Annotated in this window: 13 protein-coding genes; 3 read left to right on the forward strand and 10 right to left on the reverse strand. The window is 62.5% G+C overall.

Features of this window, described 5'->3' with window-relative positions:
* Positions 1-7 precede the first annotated feature (7 nt).
* Genes NIT7645_RS01745 through NIT7645_RS01765 form a run of 5 tightly spaced genes read right to left on the reverse strand, consistent with a single transcriptional unit; the run spans position 8 to position 6,157 of the window.
* Entirely contained in the window at positions 8-1,615 is a 1,608-nt protein-coding gene (locus NIT7645_RS01745) for an acyl-CoA carboxylase subunit beta (RefSeq protein WP_050685883.1), read from the reverse strand.
* Positions 1,612-3,003 (reverse strand): phenylacetate--CoA ligase family protein, encoded by a 1,392-nt coding sequence (locus NIT7645_RS01750; RefSeq protein WP_050685945.1) that lies wholly within the window; start codon positions 3,001-3,003, stop codon positions 1,612-1,614. The genes NIT7645_RS01745 and NIT7645_RS01750 overlap by 4 nt, the downstream gene beginning before the upstream one ends.
* 26 nt (positions 3,004-3,029) lie before the next feature.
* A complete protein-coding gene (locus NIT7645_RS01755; RefSeq protein WP_050685886.1) occupies positions 3,030-4,190 on the reverse strand; it encodes an acyl-CoA dehydrogenase family protein in 1,161 nt (386 codons plus the stop codon).
* Positions 4,191-4,199: 9 nt separating this feature from the next.
* The gene (locus NIT7645_RS01760; protein ID WP_050685888.1) at positions 4,200-4,979 is read right to left on the reverse strand and encodes an enoyl-CoA hydratase/isomerase family protein; all 780 of its coding nucleotides are present in this window, start codon (positions 4,977-4,979) and stop codon (positions 4,200-4,202) included.
* Complete coding sequence (locus NIT7645_RS01765; protein WP_050685898.1) at positions 4,976-6,157, reverse strand: acyl-CoA dehydrogenase family protein; 1,182 nt, start codon at positions 6,155-6,157, stop codon at positions 4,976-4,978. The genes NIT7645_RS01760 and NIT7645_RS01765 overlap by 4 nt, the downstream gene beginning before the upstream one ends.
* Before the next feature lie 126 nt (positions 6,158-6,283).
* On the opposite strand from NIT7645_RS01765, the gene NIT7645_RS01770 reads away from it, so the two are divergent.
* The 3 genes from NIT7645_RS01770 to NIT7645_RS01780 all read left to right on the forward strand — a co-directional run bounded on the left by NIT7645_RS01770 (position 6,284) and on the right by NIT7645_RS01780 (position 11,334).
* Positions 6,284-8,284 (forward strand): FAD-dependent oxidoreductase, encoded by a 2,001-nt coding sequence (locus NIT7645_RS01770; protein WP_050685900.1) that lies wholly within the window; start codon positions 6,284-6,286, stop codon positions 8,282-8,284.
* A 262-nt stretch (positions 8,285-8,546) separates the two neighbouring features.
* Positions 8,547-9,908, forward strand: coding sequence for an IS5 family transposase (locus NIT7645_RS01775; RefSeq protein ID WP_027238795.1), 1,362 nt, complete (start codon positions 8,547-8,549; stop codon positions 9,906-9,908).
* Entirely contained in the window at positions 9,853-11,334 is a 1,482-nt protein-coding gene (locus NIT7645_RS01780) for a class I adenylate-forming enzyme family protein (protein ID WP_050685902.1), read from the forward strand. Before NIT7645_RS01775 ends, NIT7645_RS01780 begins: the two co-directional genes overlap by 56 nt.
* Before the next feature lie 20 nt (positions 11,335-11,354).
* On the opposite strand, the gene NIT7645_RS01785 is transcribed toward NIT7645_RS01780, so the two are convergent.
* From NIT7645_RS01785 to NIT7645_RS01805, 5 genes are all read right to left on the reverse strand, one after another.
* Entirely contained in the window at positions 11,355-11,810 is a 456-nt protein-coding gene (locus tag NIT7645_RS01785) for a PaaI family thioesterase (RefSeq protein ID WP_050685904.1), read from the reverse strand.
* 21 nt (positions 11,811-11,831) lie between these two features.
* Positions 11,832-12,557, reverse strand: coding sequence for a helix-turn-helix domain-containing protein (locus tag NIT7645_RS01790; protein ID WP_050685906.1), 726 nt, complete (start codon positions 12,555-12,557; stop codon positions 11,832-11,834).
* Positions 12,541-13,395 (reverse strand): SDR family oxidoreductase, encoded by an 855-nt coding sequence (locus NIT7645_RS01795; protein ID WP_050685908.1) that lies wholly within the window; start codon positions 13,393-13,395, stop codon positions 12,541-12,543. The genes NIT7645_RS01790 and NIT7645_RS01795 overlap by 17 nt, the downstream gene beginning before the upstream one ends.
* Positions 13,392-15,329, reverse strand: a complete 1,938-nt coding sequence (locus NIT7645_RS01800; protein ID WP_050685910.1) for an AMP-binding protein — start codon at positions 15,327-15,329, stop codon at positions 13,392-13,394. The genes NIT7645_RS01795 and NIT7645_RS01800 overlap by 4 nt, the downstream gene beginning before the upstream one ends.
* A gap of 113 nt (positions 15,330-15,442) precedes the next feature.
* Complete coding sequence (locus tag NIT7645_RS01805) at positions 15,443-16,204, reverse strand: glucose 1-dehydrogenase (protein ID WP_050685911.1); 762 nt, start codon at positions 16,202-16,204, stop codon at positions 15,443-15,445.
* Positions 16,205-16,235: the final 31 nt, after the last annotated feature.

The following is a 16,235-nucleotide window of genomic DNA, read 5'->3' on the forward strand; positions in this document are numbered from 1 at the left end:
TCGCTCCTCACATCCTGAACACGCCGAAGTTGGTATCGACCTTGGGTCTGCGCGATGTCACATCCAGCATCAGCGCCATGACGTCACGGGTCTCACAGGGTTCGATCACGCTGTCGATCCAAAGGTTGGACGCGAAATTATAGGCCCCCTGAAAATCCTCGTATTCCTTGCGGATCGGCGCCTTGAAGGCTTCCTCCTCCTCGGGGGTCCAGCTTTTGCCTTCGCGCTCGTTGATCTGGGCGCGGACCTGGGCCAGCACGCTTGCGGCCTGTTCCGGCCCCATGATCGCCGACCGTCCCGTCGGCCAGGCAAACATTGCGTCCGGCTGGAACGGGCGGCCCAGCATCGCCAGGTATCCGGCCCCGTAAGAGCCACCGGTGATGATTGTGAATTTCGGCACCCGGGCCGAAGACATGGCCGTGATCATCTTGGCGCCGGCCTTGGCAATGCCCATCTGCTCGACCTCGCGGCCCACCATGAAGCCGTTCACATCGGCCAGGAACAGCAGCGGAATATCACGCTGGACGCAGAGATTGATGAAATGCGTCGCCTTCAGCGCGGCTTCGACGAAAAGCACGCCTGTATTGGCGATGATCCCGACCTCATGGCCGTGGATGCGCCCCCAGCCGGTCATGATCGTGTCGCCATAAAGCGGCTTGAATTCGTGAAAATCGCTGTCATCCACCAGCCGGGCGACGATCTCGCGGTTGTCGGTCGGCACCTTGGGGTCGCGGCTGACGAGACCATATATTTCCTCGACCGGATAGGCAGGTTCACGCGGCGTTTCCGGCGTCTTGCGGGGCAGGGGCTTTTCGCCCAGGTGTCGGACGATATCGCGGGTGATGGCCAAAGCATGGGCATCGTCCTCGGCCAGATGGTCGGTCACGCCGGAGACAGAACAATGCATCTTGCCGCCGCCCAATGTTTCGGCATCCACTTTTTCGCCGGTCGCGGCAAAGGTCAGCTCTGGTCCGCCCAGGTACATGAAGCCCTGGCCGCGCACGATGACCACCTCGTCGCAGAGCGCGGGGATATAGGCACCACCCGCGGTGCAGGGCCCCATGACCACGGCGATTTGCGGCACACCGTCACCCGACATGCCGATCTGTTGGTGAAAGATGGACCCGAACTGGCCTTCGTCGGGGAAAAGGTTGGCTTGGTCGGGCAGGAAGGCCCCGCCGGAATCCACGAGCGTGATAACAGGCAGGCGGTTTTTCCAGGCGATCTTTTGTGCCCGGACATGTTTGCGGCAGGTGATCCCGAAATAGGTGCCGCCTTTCACTGTAGCATCGTTGGCGATGATCATGCACTGGCGGCCTTCGATCACTCCGATACCGGTGATGATGCCGGCGCCGGGCGGAACACCCTTGTGCATGTTCAGTCCGGCCAGCTCGCCGAGTTCCAGAAAGGGGGTGCCCGGATCGATCAGCCGTTCGATCCGTTCGCGGGGCAGGATCTTGCCTTTTTCCACATGACGTTCGCGCGCCATTTCGGGGCCGCCGACGCGCTGTGAGAGCCGGAGGGCATGCAGTTCATCGACCTTTTCGCGGTAAGACGCGTCGTTGGCGCGGAAGTCGTCCGACGCAGTGTCGAGAAGGGATTTCATTCTAGTCATGGCAGGTCTGGATATTTCCTGAGAACGAAGGCGACCTTCGCGGCGCCGGGTTTTTCAAAAGTGTCGGCCGCAACCAGGTGAACGTCGGCCTTGAAGACCAAGGAGTCGCGCAGCCGCTGCTCGATTTTCTTTTTGAGGGTGACGTCATCGGCCGGATCGCGATCGGGGCCGCGTTCGACAATCACCGTCAGCGCGCCCTGCGTGGTGTGGCCCTCGAAATCGGCCACGATTCGCATGACGCCGTTGGTGTCCGGCACCATTTCGGTAATGATGCTGTTGATCGCCGACGGGAAGACATTGGCCCCGCGCACGATCAGCATGTCGTCGGTGCGGCCGGTGCAGCGGATCTTCGGTCCGGTGCGGCCGCAGGAGCATTCGGTATCGATCACTTCGATATAATCGCCTGACCGGAACCGCACGAGCGGGCTCGCCTGGCGGCCGAGCGCGGTATAGACCATCTCGCCTTCTGCGCCTTTTTTCCAGGGAATGATCCTGCCGCTCTCCGGGTCGAGCAGCTCGGTCAGGACATAATCCATGTTGACCATGTGCATACCCGACTGGGCGTCGCACTCGGCCCAGTATGTCACGCCCAGATCGGTGCCGCCCAGCATCTCGGTGCATTTCGCACCCCAGGCCTTTTCGATCTTTGCCCGAATTGCGGGAATGCCGCCGCCGGGTTCGCCGCCGACGATCACGCGCTCGATACCCAGTTCGCTGGCCTTGCAGCCAAGCACCTCGGGAGCCTTTTCGGCCAGGTGCAGCACAAAGTTCGGGGCGCCGACCACGCAACGCGGGCGGGTGTCGGCGCAGGCGCGCAGCAGCCGTTCCGCACCGCCATCGGCGCCCACCGGCACATCGATCGTGCCCATGTACTGCAATCCCTGCATCACGGGGATGCCGCCGACAAAGCCCTTGGCGAGCGAAAATGCGTGCAGCACCATATCGCCGGGACGCACACCATTGGCAAAGAAACAGCGCGCTGTCATCTCGTGCCACATTTCGGCGTCGGATTCTGTCAGGGCCACATATGAGGGGCTGCCGGTCGTGCCCGACGAGGCCTGCATCTGGATGATGTCCGACATGGGCGCGGTACGGTGCTTGCCAAAGGGCGGCTCGGCGGCGAGGCTTTCGCGGATCTCGGTCTTGTAGGTATAGGGAAGTTTTTGCAGGTCTTCGATAGTGCGGATATCGTCGAATTCCACACCGGCCTCGGCGAACTTTTCCTGATAGAAGGTCGAGTTCGCCTTGAGATACGCCATCTGATCGCGCAGCCGCTCTTCCTGAATACGGCGCACCTCGTCGAGCGGTGTGCCCTCGATCAGGTGCCAGAAGCGATCATTTACCTTGTCGGCGGCATCCTCCCGCCGGAAGCGCATTCCAAATTGCATGTCGTTCTCCATGTCGGGCAGAGCGATCAATAAGACCGCGGCAGACCCATGACCTTTTCGCCGATAAAGCTCAGGCACAGTTCGCGATTCACCGGTGCTGTGCGCAAAAGGCGGACCAGCGGGTACATTTCGTAAAGCCCCGTATCTTCGGTAAAGCCCGATCCGCCATGCGCCTGAAGCGCCGCGTCGACCGCTTCGATCCCGGCCTCGGCGGCGGCATATTTGGCCATGTTCGACGACGCACCGGCGGGCAGCTTGTTGTCAAACTCCCATGCCGCGCGCCGGGTCATCAGACTGGCCATTTCGACTGCCGCATGCGCCTTGGCCATCGGGTGCTGCACGCCCTGGTGCGCACCGATGGGTTGGCCGAACACATTGCGTTCGGAGGCATAGGCCACGCCCTTGTTCAGGGCGAACCGGCCGATGCCGCAGCACAGTGCGGCCAGGATGATGCGTTCGGGGTTGAGGCTGTCGAACAGAATCGAGAATCCTTCGTCAACTTCGCCGACCACATCCTCGGGGCCGAGATCCACCTCGTCGAAGAACAGTGTCCACTGCTCCTCGGGCAGGGGGATCGAGATCTTCACCCGCTGCTTGTCGACGCCTTTTTTCTTCAGATCGACGGCGAACAGGGTAAAGCCGTCGGTCTTGCGGCTGACCTCGGTATGCGGTTTGGTCCGCGCCACCACGAGGCAGTAGTCGGCCACTTCGGCCCCGGTGATGAAGGTCTTTTCGCCCGACAGGCTGAACCGGTTGCCTCGACGCTTGGCAAGCGTAGTGGCCTTCATCGTGTTCGACCCGGCCCCCGGTTCGGTGATCGCGAAACAGAACTGGATATCACCGCGGCAGGCGGCCGGCAGTAGCTCTTTCTTGTGGAATTCGCTCCCGTGGCTGGCGATATGGGCCAGCGACATGGTCGGCCCGACCACCATCATCAAAAGCGGAATGCCGTGATTGGCGGTGCCTTCCATGAACAGGGCCATTTCGGTCATGCCAAGGCCCGCGCCGCCATATTCCTCGGGCACCATGATGCCGAGGAAGCCGTCATCGGCGATCTGGTGGAACATTTCGTGCGGAAACTCGTGCTTGCGCGCGTGTCTCAGCCAGTAATCGTTGTCGAACTTCTGCGCCAGCTGGCCGCCATACTCGTAAATCTGGCGTTGTTCGTCGTTCAAAGTGAAATCCATGTTCTGTCCTCAGGCCTTGAATCTGGGGGCGCGCCGGTTCTCGAATGCGTCGAGGCCCTCGGCCACGTCATCGCTGGGCAGTGCACGCACGGCGGCATCGCGCTCAAGCCGCATCTGTTGGTCGATACCAAGGTCCGCGCCTTCACGCGCCAACCGCTTCATCTCGGCGATGCCGGGACGTGAACGGGTGGCGATCTTCTGGCAGTATTCCAGCGAGATCTTGTGCAGATCCGCATCCGGCACGACGTAGTTGACCAGGCCGGCCTCTTTGGCCTCGTCCGACTTGAGCCAGCGGGCCGAGAACATCAGGTCGAGCGCCCGGCGCTGCCCCATCAACCGTGTTAGCCGCTGCGAGCCACCCCAACCGGGAATCAGCCCGAATTGCGCGTGCTGATCGCCAAACTGGGCGCTTTCGGCCGCGAAACATACATCGCATGCCAGCATCAGTTCGATCCCGCCGGCCAGACACAACCCCTGCACTGCCACCACGACAGGGAGGGAGGAGGTTTCGAGCGCACGCAGGTTGTTCATGCCAAAGGCGATGAAATGGTCCAGCGCGGCGGGATCGTTCAATTTACCCTTCACTTCCACCAGATCGGCGCCGGTGCAAAAGTGCTTGCCCTGCGCCCGGATGAGGATCGCCCGGATATCCGGGTTCGCCTCGAATTCCGCACGCGCGACAGAAATACGCTCATGCACCTCAAGTGACAGGCAATTGAATTTCTCGGGGCGGGCCAGTTCGATGATGCCGGTGTTGCCCTCGGAAGTGACGAGGATGGGGTCGCTCATTTCGCGGCTCCCTTCGCCTTCTTGTCATACTGCAGCGCCATGCGACCGACCTTTTCGCGGGCGATCACCAGCTTCTGGATCTGCGCGGTGCCGTCACCGATCTGCAGGCCGAGCACATCGTTGTAGCGCTGGTGGTGGGGCAGGTCGGTGGTGTAGCCGTAATGTCCGTGCAGGATCAGGCACTGGTGAAGGATCTCGCAGGCGGTTTTGGGCAGGTACCACTTGCACATGGCGGCCTGAGAGGTGTGCGGCAGGCCACGGTCGCGCAGGTCCAGCGTGTAATAGCAAAGCTGGCGCATCATGGTCAGTTGGGTCTCGGCCTCGGCCAGGGGAAAGCTGACACCCTGATACTGCACGATCGGGGCTCCGAATGCCTCGCGCTCCTGAACGTAGGCCCAGGTTTCATCCACCGACGCTTGCGCGGCCCCCAGGCACTCCAGCCCGATCAGTGCGCGGGAATAGTCGAAGCCCGCCATGATCGTGCCAAAGGCACGGTCCTGTTCCGCCATCATATTTTCGGCCGGAACGAAAACATCGTCAAAGAACACCGACCCGCGCCCGACAGGCTTGGTGCCGATGTCGTCAAAATGGGTGCGCTTGATGCCTTCCTGGTTCAGATCGACGAAAAAGGCGCTGACCCCGCGTGAGCCGCCGTTAGGATCGCCGGTACGGGCAAAGACGACCGCCGCATCCGCCTGACTGGCAAAACTCATGGATGTCTTTTCACCGTTCAGCCGCCAGCCGTTGCCGGATTTCTCAGCTCTCAGAATCAGGTTCGCCGCATCCGAACCGCCGCGCGGCTCTGTCAGGCCCAGGCCAATGACCGCATCACCCGAAACAACCTTGGGCACCCATTCCGACGCGATGTCCTTGGAGGCATGTTTGGCAACCATTCCGCCCATGAGAGAGCCCAGAAGCTGCACGTAACTTGCGTTGAAATCGGCATAGGCGATCTCTTCGACGATCAGCCCTGACGTGACAGAGCTTTCGCCGAGTCCCCCGAATTCCTCGGGCAGATCGGCCCCGATCAGCCCCAGTGCGCCCATCTCCTTGATCAGAGCACGGTCGAATGTATGGCCGCTGGCGCGTTCTTGATATGTGGGCGCAAGCCTTTCAGTTGCGAAGCGCTTTGCGGTCTCGCGAAACGCCTTCTGATCGTCTGTAGGCTGGAATTGCATCGGTGCTCCTCCCCATGAGCGAAAATCTTCTTTCCAAAAATCTAACAAATGTTAGAATGTAGATCAAGTGCAGTTTTGAGGAGGAGAACCAAAGTGAAAAATAGACCAGATGGAAGCTTTGAAACCATGCTCTCGCCCATCCGCGCAGGCCAGCATACATTGCGAAATCGTGTCATCATGGGGTCGATGCACACGCGGTTGGAAACCGAGCCTGACGGCATAGCCAAACAGATCGCGTTTTACGCCGAGCGTGCGCGGGGGGAGGCGGCGATTCTGATCACCGGCGGGTTTTCGCCCAATGCCGAGGGCATATTCGATCCAGAAGGTCCGCGAATCGATGATCCGGAAGAAGCGCTTAGCCTGCGCCCGATCTGCGAGGCGGTGCAGGCCGAAGGCAGCCTGATCTGCGCGCAACTCCTCCACGCCGGGCGCTATGCCAAGATCGAAGGGTGTGTGGCCCCGTCACCGATCCGCGCCCCGATCAACCGTTTCATCCCGCGTGAAATGACCGACGCCGACATTCTCCGTACCATCGAGGATTTTGCCGTGGCGGCCGCCAATGCGCAGGCCGCAGGCTTTGATGGCGTCGAGATCATGGGGTCCGAGGGATACCTGATCAACGAATTCACCGTCACCCATACCAACAAGCGCCAAGACGACTGGGGCGGCAGCGCCGCGAACCGCCACCGATTCCCGGTCGAGATCGTGCGCGCGGTGCGCGAACGTTGCGGCCCCGAGTTTCTGGTCATCTACCGGATTTCGGCGGCCGATCTGGTCGAGGGCGGCGCGCCCGCCGATGAAATTGCCGCACTGGCCCGCAAGATCGAGGCCGCAGGTGCGGATATTCTGAACACCGGCATCGGCTGGCACGAGGCCCGTGTGCCGACGATCGCCTATCCGGTGCCGCGCGGTGCCTGGCGCAAGGCGGCAGCCAACGTGAAAGCGGCCGTGTCGATCCCGGTGGTCGCCTCGAACCGGATCAACACACCCCAGCTTGCCGAAGACATACTTGCCTCTGGCGATGCGGACATGATCTCGATGGCGCGCCCGTTTCTGGCCGATCCGCATTTCGTGAAAAAGGCGCGAGAGGGCCGCGCGGACGAGATCAACACCTGCATCGCCTGCAACCAGGCCTGTCTGGATTTCATCTTTTCGGACCGGCCGGTCGGATGTCTGGTCAATCCAAGGGCCGGGCGTGAAACCGAATTCCAGGATACGCCAACCGACGCGCCAAAGAAAGTGGCCGTCGTCGGCGGTGGTGCCGCGGGCATGGCCACAGCCGCCGAGGCGGCGCGGCTGGGCCATGCTGTCACGCTGTTCGAGGCGCAGGACAAGCTGGGCGGTCAGCTGAATCTGGCCCGCGCCGCACCCGGCAAGGACGAATTCGACGAAACCCTTCGGTATTATGCCGGTCAGATGCAGAAACACGGGGTCACGCAGCGTCTGGGACAACGGGCAGAGGCGAGCGATCTTGAAGGCTTCGACCATGTGGTCATCGCTACCGGGGTCACGCCGCGGGTTCCCGACCTGCCGGGTATCGACCATCCCAGCGTCGCGACCTATGCCGAAATTCTGTCCGGCGACCGTGTGGCGGGCGACCGTGTCGTCGTGATGGGGGCAGGGGGCATCGGTCATGATGTGGCCGAGTTCTTGGTGACCGAACCCGCCGAGACTGCCAACTCCGACGTCTTTTGCGAAACCTGGGCTGTGGACCCCGAATTTGTCTCCTCGGGTGCCCTGAGTGGCGACCCTCTGGCCCCGGAACCATCGCGCCGCAAAGTCGTCATGCTTCAGCGCAAGACATCGAAACCCGGTGCAGGTCTGGGCGTCTCGACAGGGTGGATTCTGCGGAATGCGCTGCGCAAACACGGGGTCGAGGCCATGGGCGGCGTGACCTATGAATATATCGACGACGCGGGGCTGCACATCGTTGTGGATGGAAAGCCAAAGGTCATCGCGGCCGATACAATCGTGTTGTGCACCGGTCAGGAGCCGGAACGGGCCCTGGCAGAAGAGCTTGCCGCGCGCGGCGTCCCGGTTACAATGATCGGCGGGGCAAAGGAGGCCGCCGAACTGGATGCGCTGCGCGCCATTGATGAAGGCGTGCGCCTGGCGCAGGGTCTCTGAACCGAAGCCCGCGCAAGGGGGGATACCATGCTGACCGAAGTTTCGCGTGCAGGACGCGCCGACCTTTATTCGATCTTTCGAACCCGCGCACAGGATTGCGCGGGGGATCTGGCCATCGAGGACGGCAGCAAGAGACTGAGCTAGTTCACCCTGAACAAGTCCCAACGCATTGATTTTGTTTTATGAAGCGGCGTTTTCAGTATTCTGGAACTGCAGGATTTGGTAGGTTTCGGGCGAGAAGCCTGCAATTTCGGATCAACGTATGAAGCCCAAATCCCGCGCCCCTGAACAGGACGACCTGTTGCGCCCACGCCTGACGGACATGATCGACATGCGCCACGAGCTGGTGAAGCTGGCCGCCCTGATCGACTGGGAGTTCTTCGAGGATGAGTGGGCGGGGTTCTTCACGTCGCACACCGGCCGCCCGGCGACGTCGCCGCGACTGGTGGCGGGGTTGCTCTATTTGCAGCATGCCTACCGGCTCTCGGACGAGGCGGTGGTGGCGCGGTGGGTGGAGAACCCCTATTACCAGCACTTCTGTGGCGAGACGTTCTTCCAGCATTGCTTCCCGCTCGATCCTTCGTCGCTGACGCGGTGGCGCAAGCGGATCGGGGAAGAGGGCGTCGAATGGCTTCTGACCAAGACGATCGAGGCGGGCCGTGAAGCTGGAGTGATCTCCGAGCGGAGTGTCGAGGCGGTGATCGTGGACACGACGGTGATGGAGAAGGCGATCGCGCATCCCACGGACGCGCGGCTCTGCGAGAAGGCGCGCCGGCGCCTGGTGGCGCTCGCGCAGGAGGCAGGCCTGTCCCTGCGCCAGAGCTACGCGCGGCTTGCGCCGCGGCTGTCGGGCCAGGTCGGGCGCTACGCGCATGCGCGCCAGTTCAAGCGGATGCGCAAGGCCCTGCGGCGGCTGAAGGGCTATACCGGGCGCGTCCTGCGCGACATCCAGCGCCAGTTGGGCCGTGTGGCCGACGCCGGTTTGCGGGAGCGGATCGAGGCGGAGATTGCCTTGTCGGGCCGGCTCTTGCGGCAGAAGCCGAAGGACAAGGGCAAGCTCTACGCACTGCACGAGCCCGAGGTGGACTGCATCTCCAAGGGCAAGGCGCGGGTCCGTTACGAGTTCGGCACTAAGGTGTCGGTGGCAACCACGCACCGGGAGGGCTTCGTCGTCGGCATGCGGTCGATGCCCGGCAACCCCTATGACGGGCACACCCTTCGCGAGGCGCTGGAGCAGGTGGAGATCCTGACCGAGACCCGGCCCAGGAGGGCCTTCGTCGACCGCGGCTACCGCGGCCACGGTGTGCAGACGACCGAGGCGTTCATCTCGGGCCAGCGCCGCGGGATGACGCCGGCGCTCCGGCGCGACCTGCGCCGGCGCAGCGCAATCGAACCTGTGATCGGGCACATGAAGACCGACGGCCGCCTTGCCCGCTGCGCTCTCAAGGGCACGCTCGGAGACGCGCTCCACGCTGTGCTCTGCGGCTGCGGGCACAACATCCGCATGATCCTGGCCCATCTGAGGGCTCTCGTGGCCGAAATCCTCGCCGCTCTCATCGCCGCGATCGGTGCGATCATCGCTCTACCGCGGCCGAAATGCGGCATCAGAGCCGCAGCTGCGTGATGTTCAGGGGCGACTGAGCTATGCCGAATTGCTGGGGAGGGTCGATCGTCTGGCTGCCGTGTTTCTGGCCAGGGGCGTGGCGCCCGGCGACCGGATCGCGATTCTGTCGCATAAACGCTCGGAGTACCTGGAGGTCGAACTGGCAGCGGCAGGAATTGGCGCGATTGTCGCTTGCCTGAACTGGCGGCTTGCCCCCGATCAACTGTGGCACTGCATCGATCTGGTCGAGCCGGTGCTCGCGATCGTCGAACCGGACTTTTCAGAAATGTATCACGCCGTCGCGTCGACACCCTGTCTGACCATCGGGCCAGACCTGGAAACGGCCATTGCCGGGGCCGAGCAAGACCCGCGCATCGGGACCATGGTCGACGATCCAGAGGCTGGTCTGACGATCTTGTATACCTCGGGGACTACGGGCCTGCCCAAAGGGGCGCTCATCAGCCACCGCGCGCATATCGCCCGATCCATGGTTTTTGCGGCGCAGCTGGCGCTGGATCCCGGCGACGGGTTCATCGCTTGGGCACCTATGTTCCACATGGCGTCCACCGATCATGCGCTGGCGACGGTCCTGCGGGGCGGAACCGTGGTGATGGTAGACGGTTTGCAGCCTGCGGTCATCAACGAGGCGTTGTCGCGCCACCGGATCGGCTGGTTCGTGATGATGCCCGGTGCGCTGGACGCCTTTATCGCAGAACGACGCGCCAACCCTTTGCCGCTGAAGGGAATCAAGGTTTGCGGCGCAATGGCCGATCTGGTGCCGCCGCATCAGATCGCGGAACTGACGGCCCTTCTGGACACGCCCTATCTGAATTCCTTCGGCGCAACTGAAACCGGCCTGCCGCCGGGGACCGCCGATCTGATTGCGCCGGGTGTGACCCCGGACCGGCTTTCCAAGCGCATAAGCGCATTTTGCGAGGTTCGGCTGGTCGATCCCGACGACCGCGAAGTGCCGGATGGAACGCCGGGCGAAATGGCTGTGCGGGGCCCGACATTGTTTTCAGGCTACTGGAACGCCGACGACGCCAACGCCCGCGACTTTCGCAACGGCTTTTTCCACATGGGCGATCTGTTCCGGCGCAATGCGGACGGCACCATCGACTTTGTGGACCGGGCGAAATACTTGATCAAGACTGGCGGCGAGAACGTCTATCCTGCGGAAATCGAGCGTGTGCTTCTTTCCCATCCCGATGTGGTCGATGCCGCCGTGATCCGGGCCTTCGACGCGAGATGGGGGGAAAGCCCGGTGGCCTTTGTCGCCTGTGGCGATGACGGGCCGGATGCCGAGGCGCTGATGAATTTGTGCCGCGAAAACCTCGCTGGCTACAAACGGCCGCGCGAGTTTCTTTTCATCGCGTTCGAGGATTTTCCCAGATCGACCAGCGGCAAGATCCAGCGCCATATGCTCGAAGCCCGGCTCGCGGATTAATTTGCGCCCCGGCCCGATCGTCACCCCGCCACGCCCGTTCGCCCCACCAGCGCCATGAGCGTTCCGGTCATCGTTGCGACGAGCTTTTCATCCTGGCCCTTCACGGCATAGGCACGCGCCTCGCATATGGTCAGCGTCCTGCCTGGTTTCACCACGTCAGCGACGAAGCGAAACCGTTCGCCGTCCGCCGGGTTGAGTAGGTTGATCTTGAATTCGGCCGTCAACACTGCCGCGTCCGCTGGCATCAGCGAAAAGGCCGCGTATCCGCAGGCGCTGTCCAGCGCTGTCGACACGATTCCGGCATGCAAAAACCCATGTTGCTGGGTCAGAGCATCCTCATGTGCCATCTCCAGAACAATGCGGCCGGGCGATAGCTCGGCAATGCTGATCCCCAGCGTGTGCATCACCTTCTGGCGATTGAAACTGTTGCGCACGCGTGCGTCATAGTCGGGGTTTTTCGGTTTGAATTGCGTCATGGCGGGTCTTCCTCTTCGATTTCATTCGTCAATGACCAATCTTAGGCGGTCTTTGAGGCGCGTATCTTGTAGCGAAAGGTCAAAACGACGCGGAACGGACTGAGCGCGCAACGCGCCGGGCGGTTTGCCGGCGAAGACCCGGCAAGCGACGGACATATGGGATTGATCGCAATATCCGGCGTCCAGCGCCAGATCGCTCAGCGGAAGGCTCTGTGACGCGAGCTGCCCAAGAGCCTGGCGAAAGCGCCGCGAGGCGGCAAGCCGCCGCCGCGACACGCCGGTTTCCGCCCGCACCTTTCGACGTTCGGTCCGGTCGCTGTACGCTCCGGGTGGCGCGGCAAAGCCCATGCCTTTCGCGAGGCCGTCAAGCACTGCGATGAGCGCGGGCAGGTCACCGTCCCCGATCTGAACCCGGGCCAGTTCTGCGGCCAGCATGTCCAGCCCTTTGGAGTCGGGTAAGTGCTTCGGTCGTGACGACAACCTCAGCCCGGCCACGACACCATGGAATGGCCTTGGGCGGGGAGTGAAACCCGAGCGCGGTGGCGCCAGCGATACACGCGCCCCGCCGCTGTGGTCGCGCGTTACCGAAAGGGTAAAGAGGTCGGTTGCGAACCGCCCGCGTCCACCACCGCTCAGCACACCGGTATCGCGAAACACGAACAGATGATCGATCTCAGTGGCCGCTTCCTCAGGCGGCGCCAGTTCGAGATAAAGCGGCACCGCCATCAGGTTACTTGACGAAAGCATCCCGGTTCTCGGTGACGAAATCGGCAAATCGGCGCGCCGGGCGCTCCAGCACCTCGCTGACCGTGGTCTCGATGCCGGCTAGGTAGCCCCTGGGCGCGATAGAGGCCAGTTCGACCATGGCCCCGGCGACCTCGTCCTGCATTCCGCCGGCCACCATGCCCGCCCTGGCATCCTCGGCCGAAAGGGACACGCACGACACTGTTCGTCCCGTCACCCCGGACAGAAGGGCCGCGATGTCATCCCCTGCAAGAGCTTCGGGCCCGGTCAGACCAAGAGCCTTGCCTTCGTACCCCGGAGCGGTCAGCGCCTCGGCGGCGACATCCGCGATGTCGCGAGCGTCGATCCAGGCCACGGGTCCGCCCAGGTCGTCATAGTACACGGCGTCCTTTGCAATGTTGCCGGCCTGCCACAGCAGGTTCTGCATGAAATAGGTCGGCTGGACAAAAGTCCAGTCAAGGCTGCTTTGCTTCAGCAGTTCCTGGGTTTCGGAATGCCACTTTCCAAAGGTCAGCCCCGCCTTGGGCGACGCGCCAAGCCCCGTGGCCACAACGATATGGCGCACGCCCGCGGCCTTGGCCGCCTCGATCACGTTCGCCTTCCACTGACGCATGTCCAGATGGGCAGGCGTGACCAGGTATATCTTTTCCGCCCCGTCACAGGCCCGCGCCAGCGCGGCAGGGTCCGTGAAATCCGCTGCTACCGCCTCGCATCCTTTGGCTTTTAGCGCGTCTAACTTGAAGGGGTCGCTGGTGACAGCGCGCACGGTCGCGCCTTTTGCCATAAGCGTATCGACGAGGGGCGCGCCGGTGTTGCCCGTGGCTCCGAAAACAGTAATCATGGCTTTTCCTTTTGCAGGTCTACGATGGGTTGAATGGTTTCCGGGTTGCTGATCGACGACAGATCGCCCAGATCTTCGCCCAGCAAGGCGGCGCGCACGATCCGGCGCATGGTCTTCATGCTACGCGTCTTGGGCAGGGCCTCGATAAAGTGGATCTCGCGCGGGCGGAAGGGTTTCGAGACGATCTCTCCGACCCGATTCTTGAGCCGGTCCACAAGCTCTGCGTCAGGCGTAACACCTTGCGCCGCCACGCAGAAACAGACGACGGCCACGCCTTTGATATCGTCGGGTGCGGCAATGGCAGCGGCGTCAACCACCTCTCCGGTTTCGGTCAGGGCCGCCTCGATCTCGGGCGGACCGATGCGTTTACCTGCGATGTTCAGCGTGTCGTCGGACCGGCCCAGGATATACCATGTCCCGTCCGGATCGCAGCGCACCCAGTCGCCGTGCCGCCAGATGCCGGGGTAGGTGGACCAATAGGTTTCAAAATAGCGATCGCGGTCGCCCCGGATGGCCGGGGTCAGACCCAAAGGCGGCTGGGTCACGACCAGTTCGCCGACCTCGCCCGGTGCGGCTTCGCTGCCGTCCTGGCGCAACACCTTGGCGCCGACACCCAGGGCCTGGGCCGAAAATCCGCCGGGCTTGATTTCATGCAGCACGGTCGAGGTAAGGATCGCGCCAAAAAGCTCGGTCCCACCCGAGATGTTAAGCGGCACCGCGCGGCGGCGACAGATATGATCCAGTTGCCAAAGCCAGGCATCGTCGGTCCAGGGTTCACCGGTCGAGGCGACAATGCGCAGGGGCGACAGGTCGTAGCCCAACAAAGGTTCAGTATCCTGCGTCATGAACTGCCGTACCAGGGTCGGAGCCACACCAAGATGCGTGACCTCCATATCGAACGCAAGACGCAGCAGCCTGAAGGGATCGCCGGGCATTGATGGTGCGCCTTCGGCCAGCACCAGAGTTGAACCGGACAAGAGCACCGACAAAAGGGTGAGCGGCCCCATGACCCACCCCATGTCAGTCATCCAGAGGTGCCGGTCGTCCCGTTTCATGTCGAGGCAAAGCAGGAAATCGGCCGTGGCCTTGGCCTGTACGCCCAGATGGGTATGCACGACACCCTTGGGCCGCCCGGTCGTGCCCGATGTATAGGCGATCAGAAAGGTGTCATCGGCACTGACGGGAACGGCGGCAAACTCCGGACTGGCGCGGCCCACTGTTTCGGTCCAGTCCAGATCGCGGGCCGGATCGGCCACCGCACCGCCGAACCGTCGCAGGCTGATCACGGTATGAACCGATGGCAGGTCGGTCAAAGCCTGGGCAAGGGTCGCTTCCATCCAGACCGGCTTGCCTCGCCGGGGTGTGGCATCCGCCGTCAACACCGCCACGGCATCCGCGTCGTTCAGGCGCGATACGATGGCATGGGGCGCAAAACCGGAAAACAGCGGCACCGCAACCGCGCCCAGCCGGGCAATACCCAGAAGCGCGGCCTCGATTTCGGGGATCATCGGCATATAGATGCCCACCGCCTGACCCGGCTTTACACCGCGTGCGGCAAGGGCCGAGGCGACGCGGGAGGCTTCGGCGGCAAGGTTGCAATAGCTCCAGCGGCGGCGGCTTCCGTCTTCGCCGACCCAGTCGATAGCGACCTTGTTACCCAGGCCATCGGCAATTCGGGCGTCAAGACAGGTTTCCGTCAAATTCAACGTACCTTCCACGGCCCATCTGATCGATTCAGGCCCTGTGGAGATATCTCGCAACCGGCTGTAGGGCCGCTCGAACCATATCCCGGCATGGTCAATGATCTGGCCCCAGAACCAGTCTGGGTCTTCATTCGAACGGCGGACGAGTTCCTCGTAACTGTCAATGCCGCAGCCCTTCAGAAATGAGGTCAGAGTGCTTGTCCGCTGGATGTCAGAGCCTGGCTGAAACATTCGCAACCTTTCTAGAATGAAAAAGGGCCGCACTTAAGGCGCGGCCAGTCGGGGAGGTAACTCTTGGCACGGTTTGGCAGCAGCGCCTTGAGTCCGGCGCTGCTGCCAGCGTTTTAACCGTGCATGGACAGGCCGCCCGAAACCGAAATCACCTGGCCGGTAATGAACCCTGCGTCGTCCGACGACAGGAAGCAGATGATGCCAGGGTAATCCGTCGGCTGCGCAAGACGCTTCATCGGAATCGCCCGCTTGAGACCTTCGGCGATCTTTTGACCGGCCTCGCCTTCGGCAACCTGAGCGAACAGCGGCGTATCGGTCGGGCCGGGGGCGACCGCATTCAATTGAATACCTTTACGCGCCAGTTCACGCGCTACGGTTTTGGTGAACGAGATGATGCCACCCTTGCAGGCCGAATACACGGCTTCGCCGGATGATCCGACGCGTCCGGCGTCGGACGCGATGTTGACCACACGGCCGCCACCGTTCTTGACCATGCCCGGAAGCACCGCGTGATGCATATTCAGCGGACCGTAAAGATTGATGTCGATGACCTTCTTCCAAAGGTCGGGATCGGTGTCGAGGAACGGTTTGATCACGTCCCAGCCCGCGTTGTTCACCAGCACATCAATCGGTCCGCCGGATTCGAACTCGGCAACGGCGCTGTCGACCTGGGCACGATCGGTAATATCCGCCTGAAATGCCGTCGCTTTTCCGCCGGATTCAGTGATTAGTTTGGCGGTTTCATCCGCTCCGGCTTTGTTCAGATCGAAAACGGCGACTTCGGCACCCTCCGCGCCGAACCGTTCGCAAACCGCTCGGCCAATGCCGCTCCCACCGCCGGTCACAACGACCCGTTTTCCACTCAACCCTCGCATGTGGAGGTCCTCCTCTTCCGTTGCACCTTGA

The organism is Phaeobacter italicus (assembly GCF_001258055.1).
GTDB classification, from domain to species: domain Bacteria; phylum Pseudomonadota; class Alphaproteobacteria; order Rhodobacterales; family Rhodobacteraceae; genus Phaeobacter; species Phaeobacter italicus.

What these genes read in the sequence shown, in the direction of transcription:
- NIT7645_RS01745 (WP_050685883.1), bottom strand. Translation starts at nt 1,615, where the DNA reads ATGACTAGAATGAAATCCCTTCTCGACACTGCGTCGGACGACTTCCGC.
- NIT7645_RS01750 (WP_050685945.1), bottom strand. Translation starts at nt 3,003, where the DNA reads ATGCAATTTGGAATGCGCTTCCGGCGGGAGGATGCCGCCGACAAGGTA.
- NIT7645_RS01755 (WP_050685886.1), bottom strand. Translation starts at nt 4,190, where the DNA reads ATGGATTTCACTTTGAACGACGAACAACGCCAGATTTACGAGTATGGC.
- NIT7645_RS01760 (WP_050685888.1), bottom strand. Translation starts at nt 4,979, where the DNA reads ATGAGCGACCCCATCCTCGTCACTTCCGAGGGCAACACCGGCATCATC.
- NIT7645_RS01765 (WP_050685898.1), bottom strand. Translation starts at nt 6,157, where the DNA reads ATGCAATTCCAGCCTACAGACGATCAGAAGGCGTTTCGCGAGACCGCA.
- NIT7645_RS01770 (WP_050685900.1), top strand. Translation starts at nt 6,284, where the DNA reads ATGCTCTCGCCCATCCGCGCAGGCCAGCATACATTGCGAAATCGTGTC.
- NIT7645_RS01775 (WP_027238795.1), top strand. Translation starts at nt 8,547, where the DNA reads ATGAAGCCCAAATCCCGCGCCCCTGAACAGGACGACCTGTTGCGCCCA.
- NIT7645_RS01785 (WP_050685904.1), bottom strand. Translation starts at nt 11,810, where the DNA reads ATGACGCAATTCAAACCGAAAAACCCCGACTATGACGCACGCGTGCGC.
- NIT7645_RS01790 (WP_050685906.1), bottom strand. Translation starts at nt 12,557, where the DNA reads ATGCTTTCGTCAAGTAACCTGATGGCGGTGCCGCTTTATCTCGAACTG.
- NIT7645_RS01795 (WP_050685908.1), bottom strand. Translation starts at nt 13,395, where the DNA reads ATGATTACTGTTTTCGGAGCCACGGGCAACACCGGCGCGCCCCTCGTC.
- NIT7645_RS01800 (WP_050685910.1), bottom strand. Translation starts at nt 15,329, where the DNA reads ATGTTTCAGCCAGGCTCTGACATCCAGCGGACAAGCACTCTGACCTCA.
- NIT7645_RS01805 (WP_050685911.1), bottom strand. Translation starts at nt 16,204, where the DNA reads ATGCGAGGGTTGAGTGGAAAACGGGTCGTTGTGACCGGCGGTGGGAGC.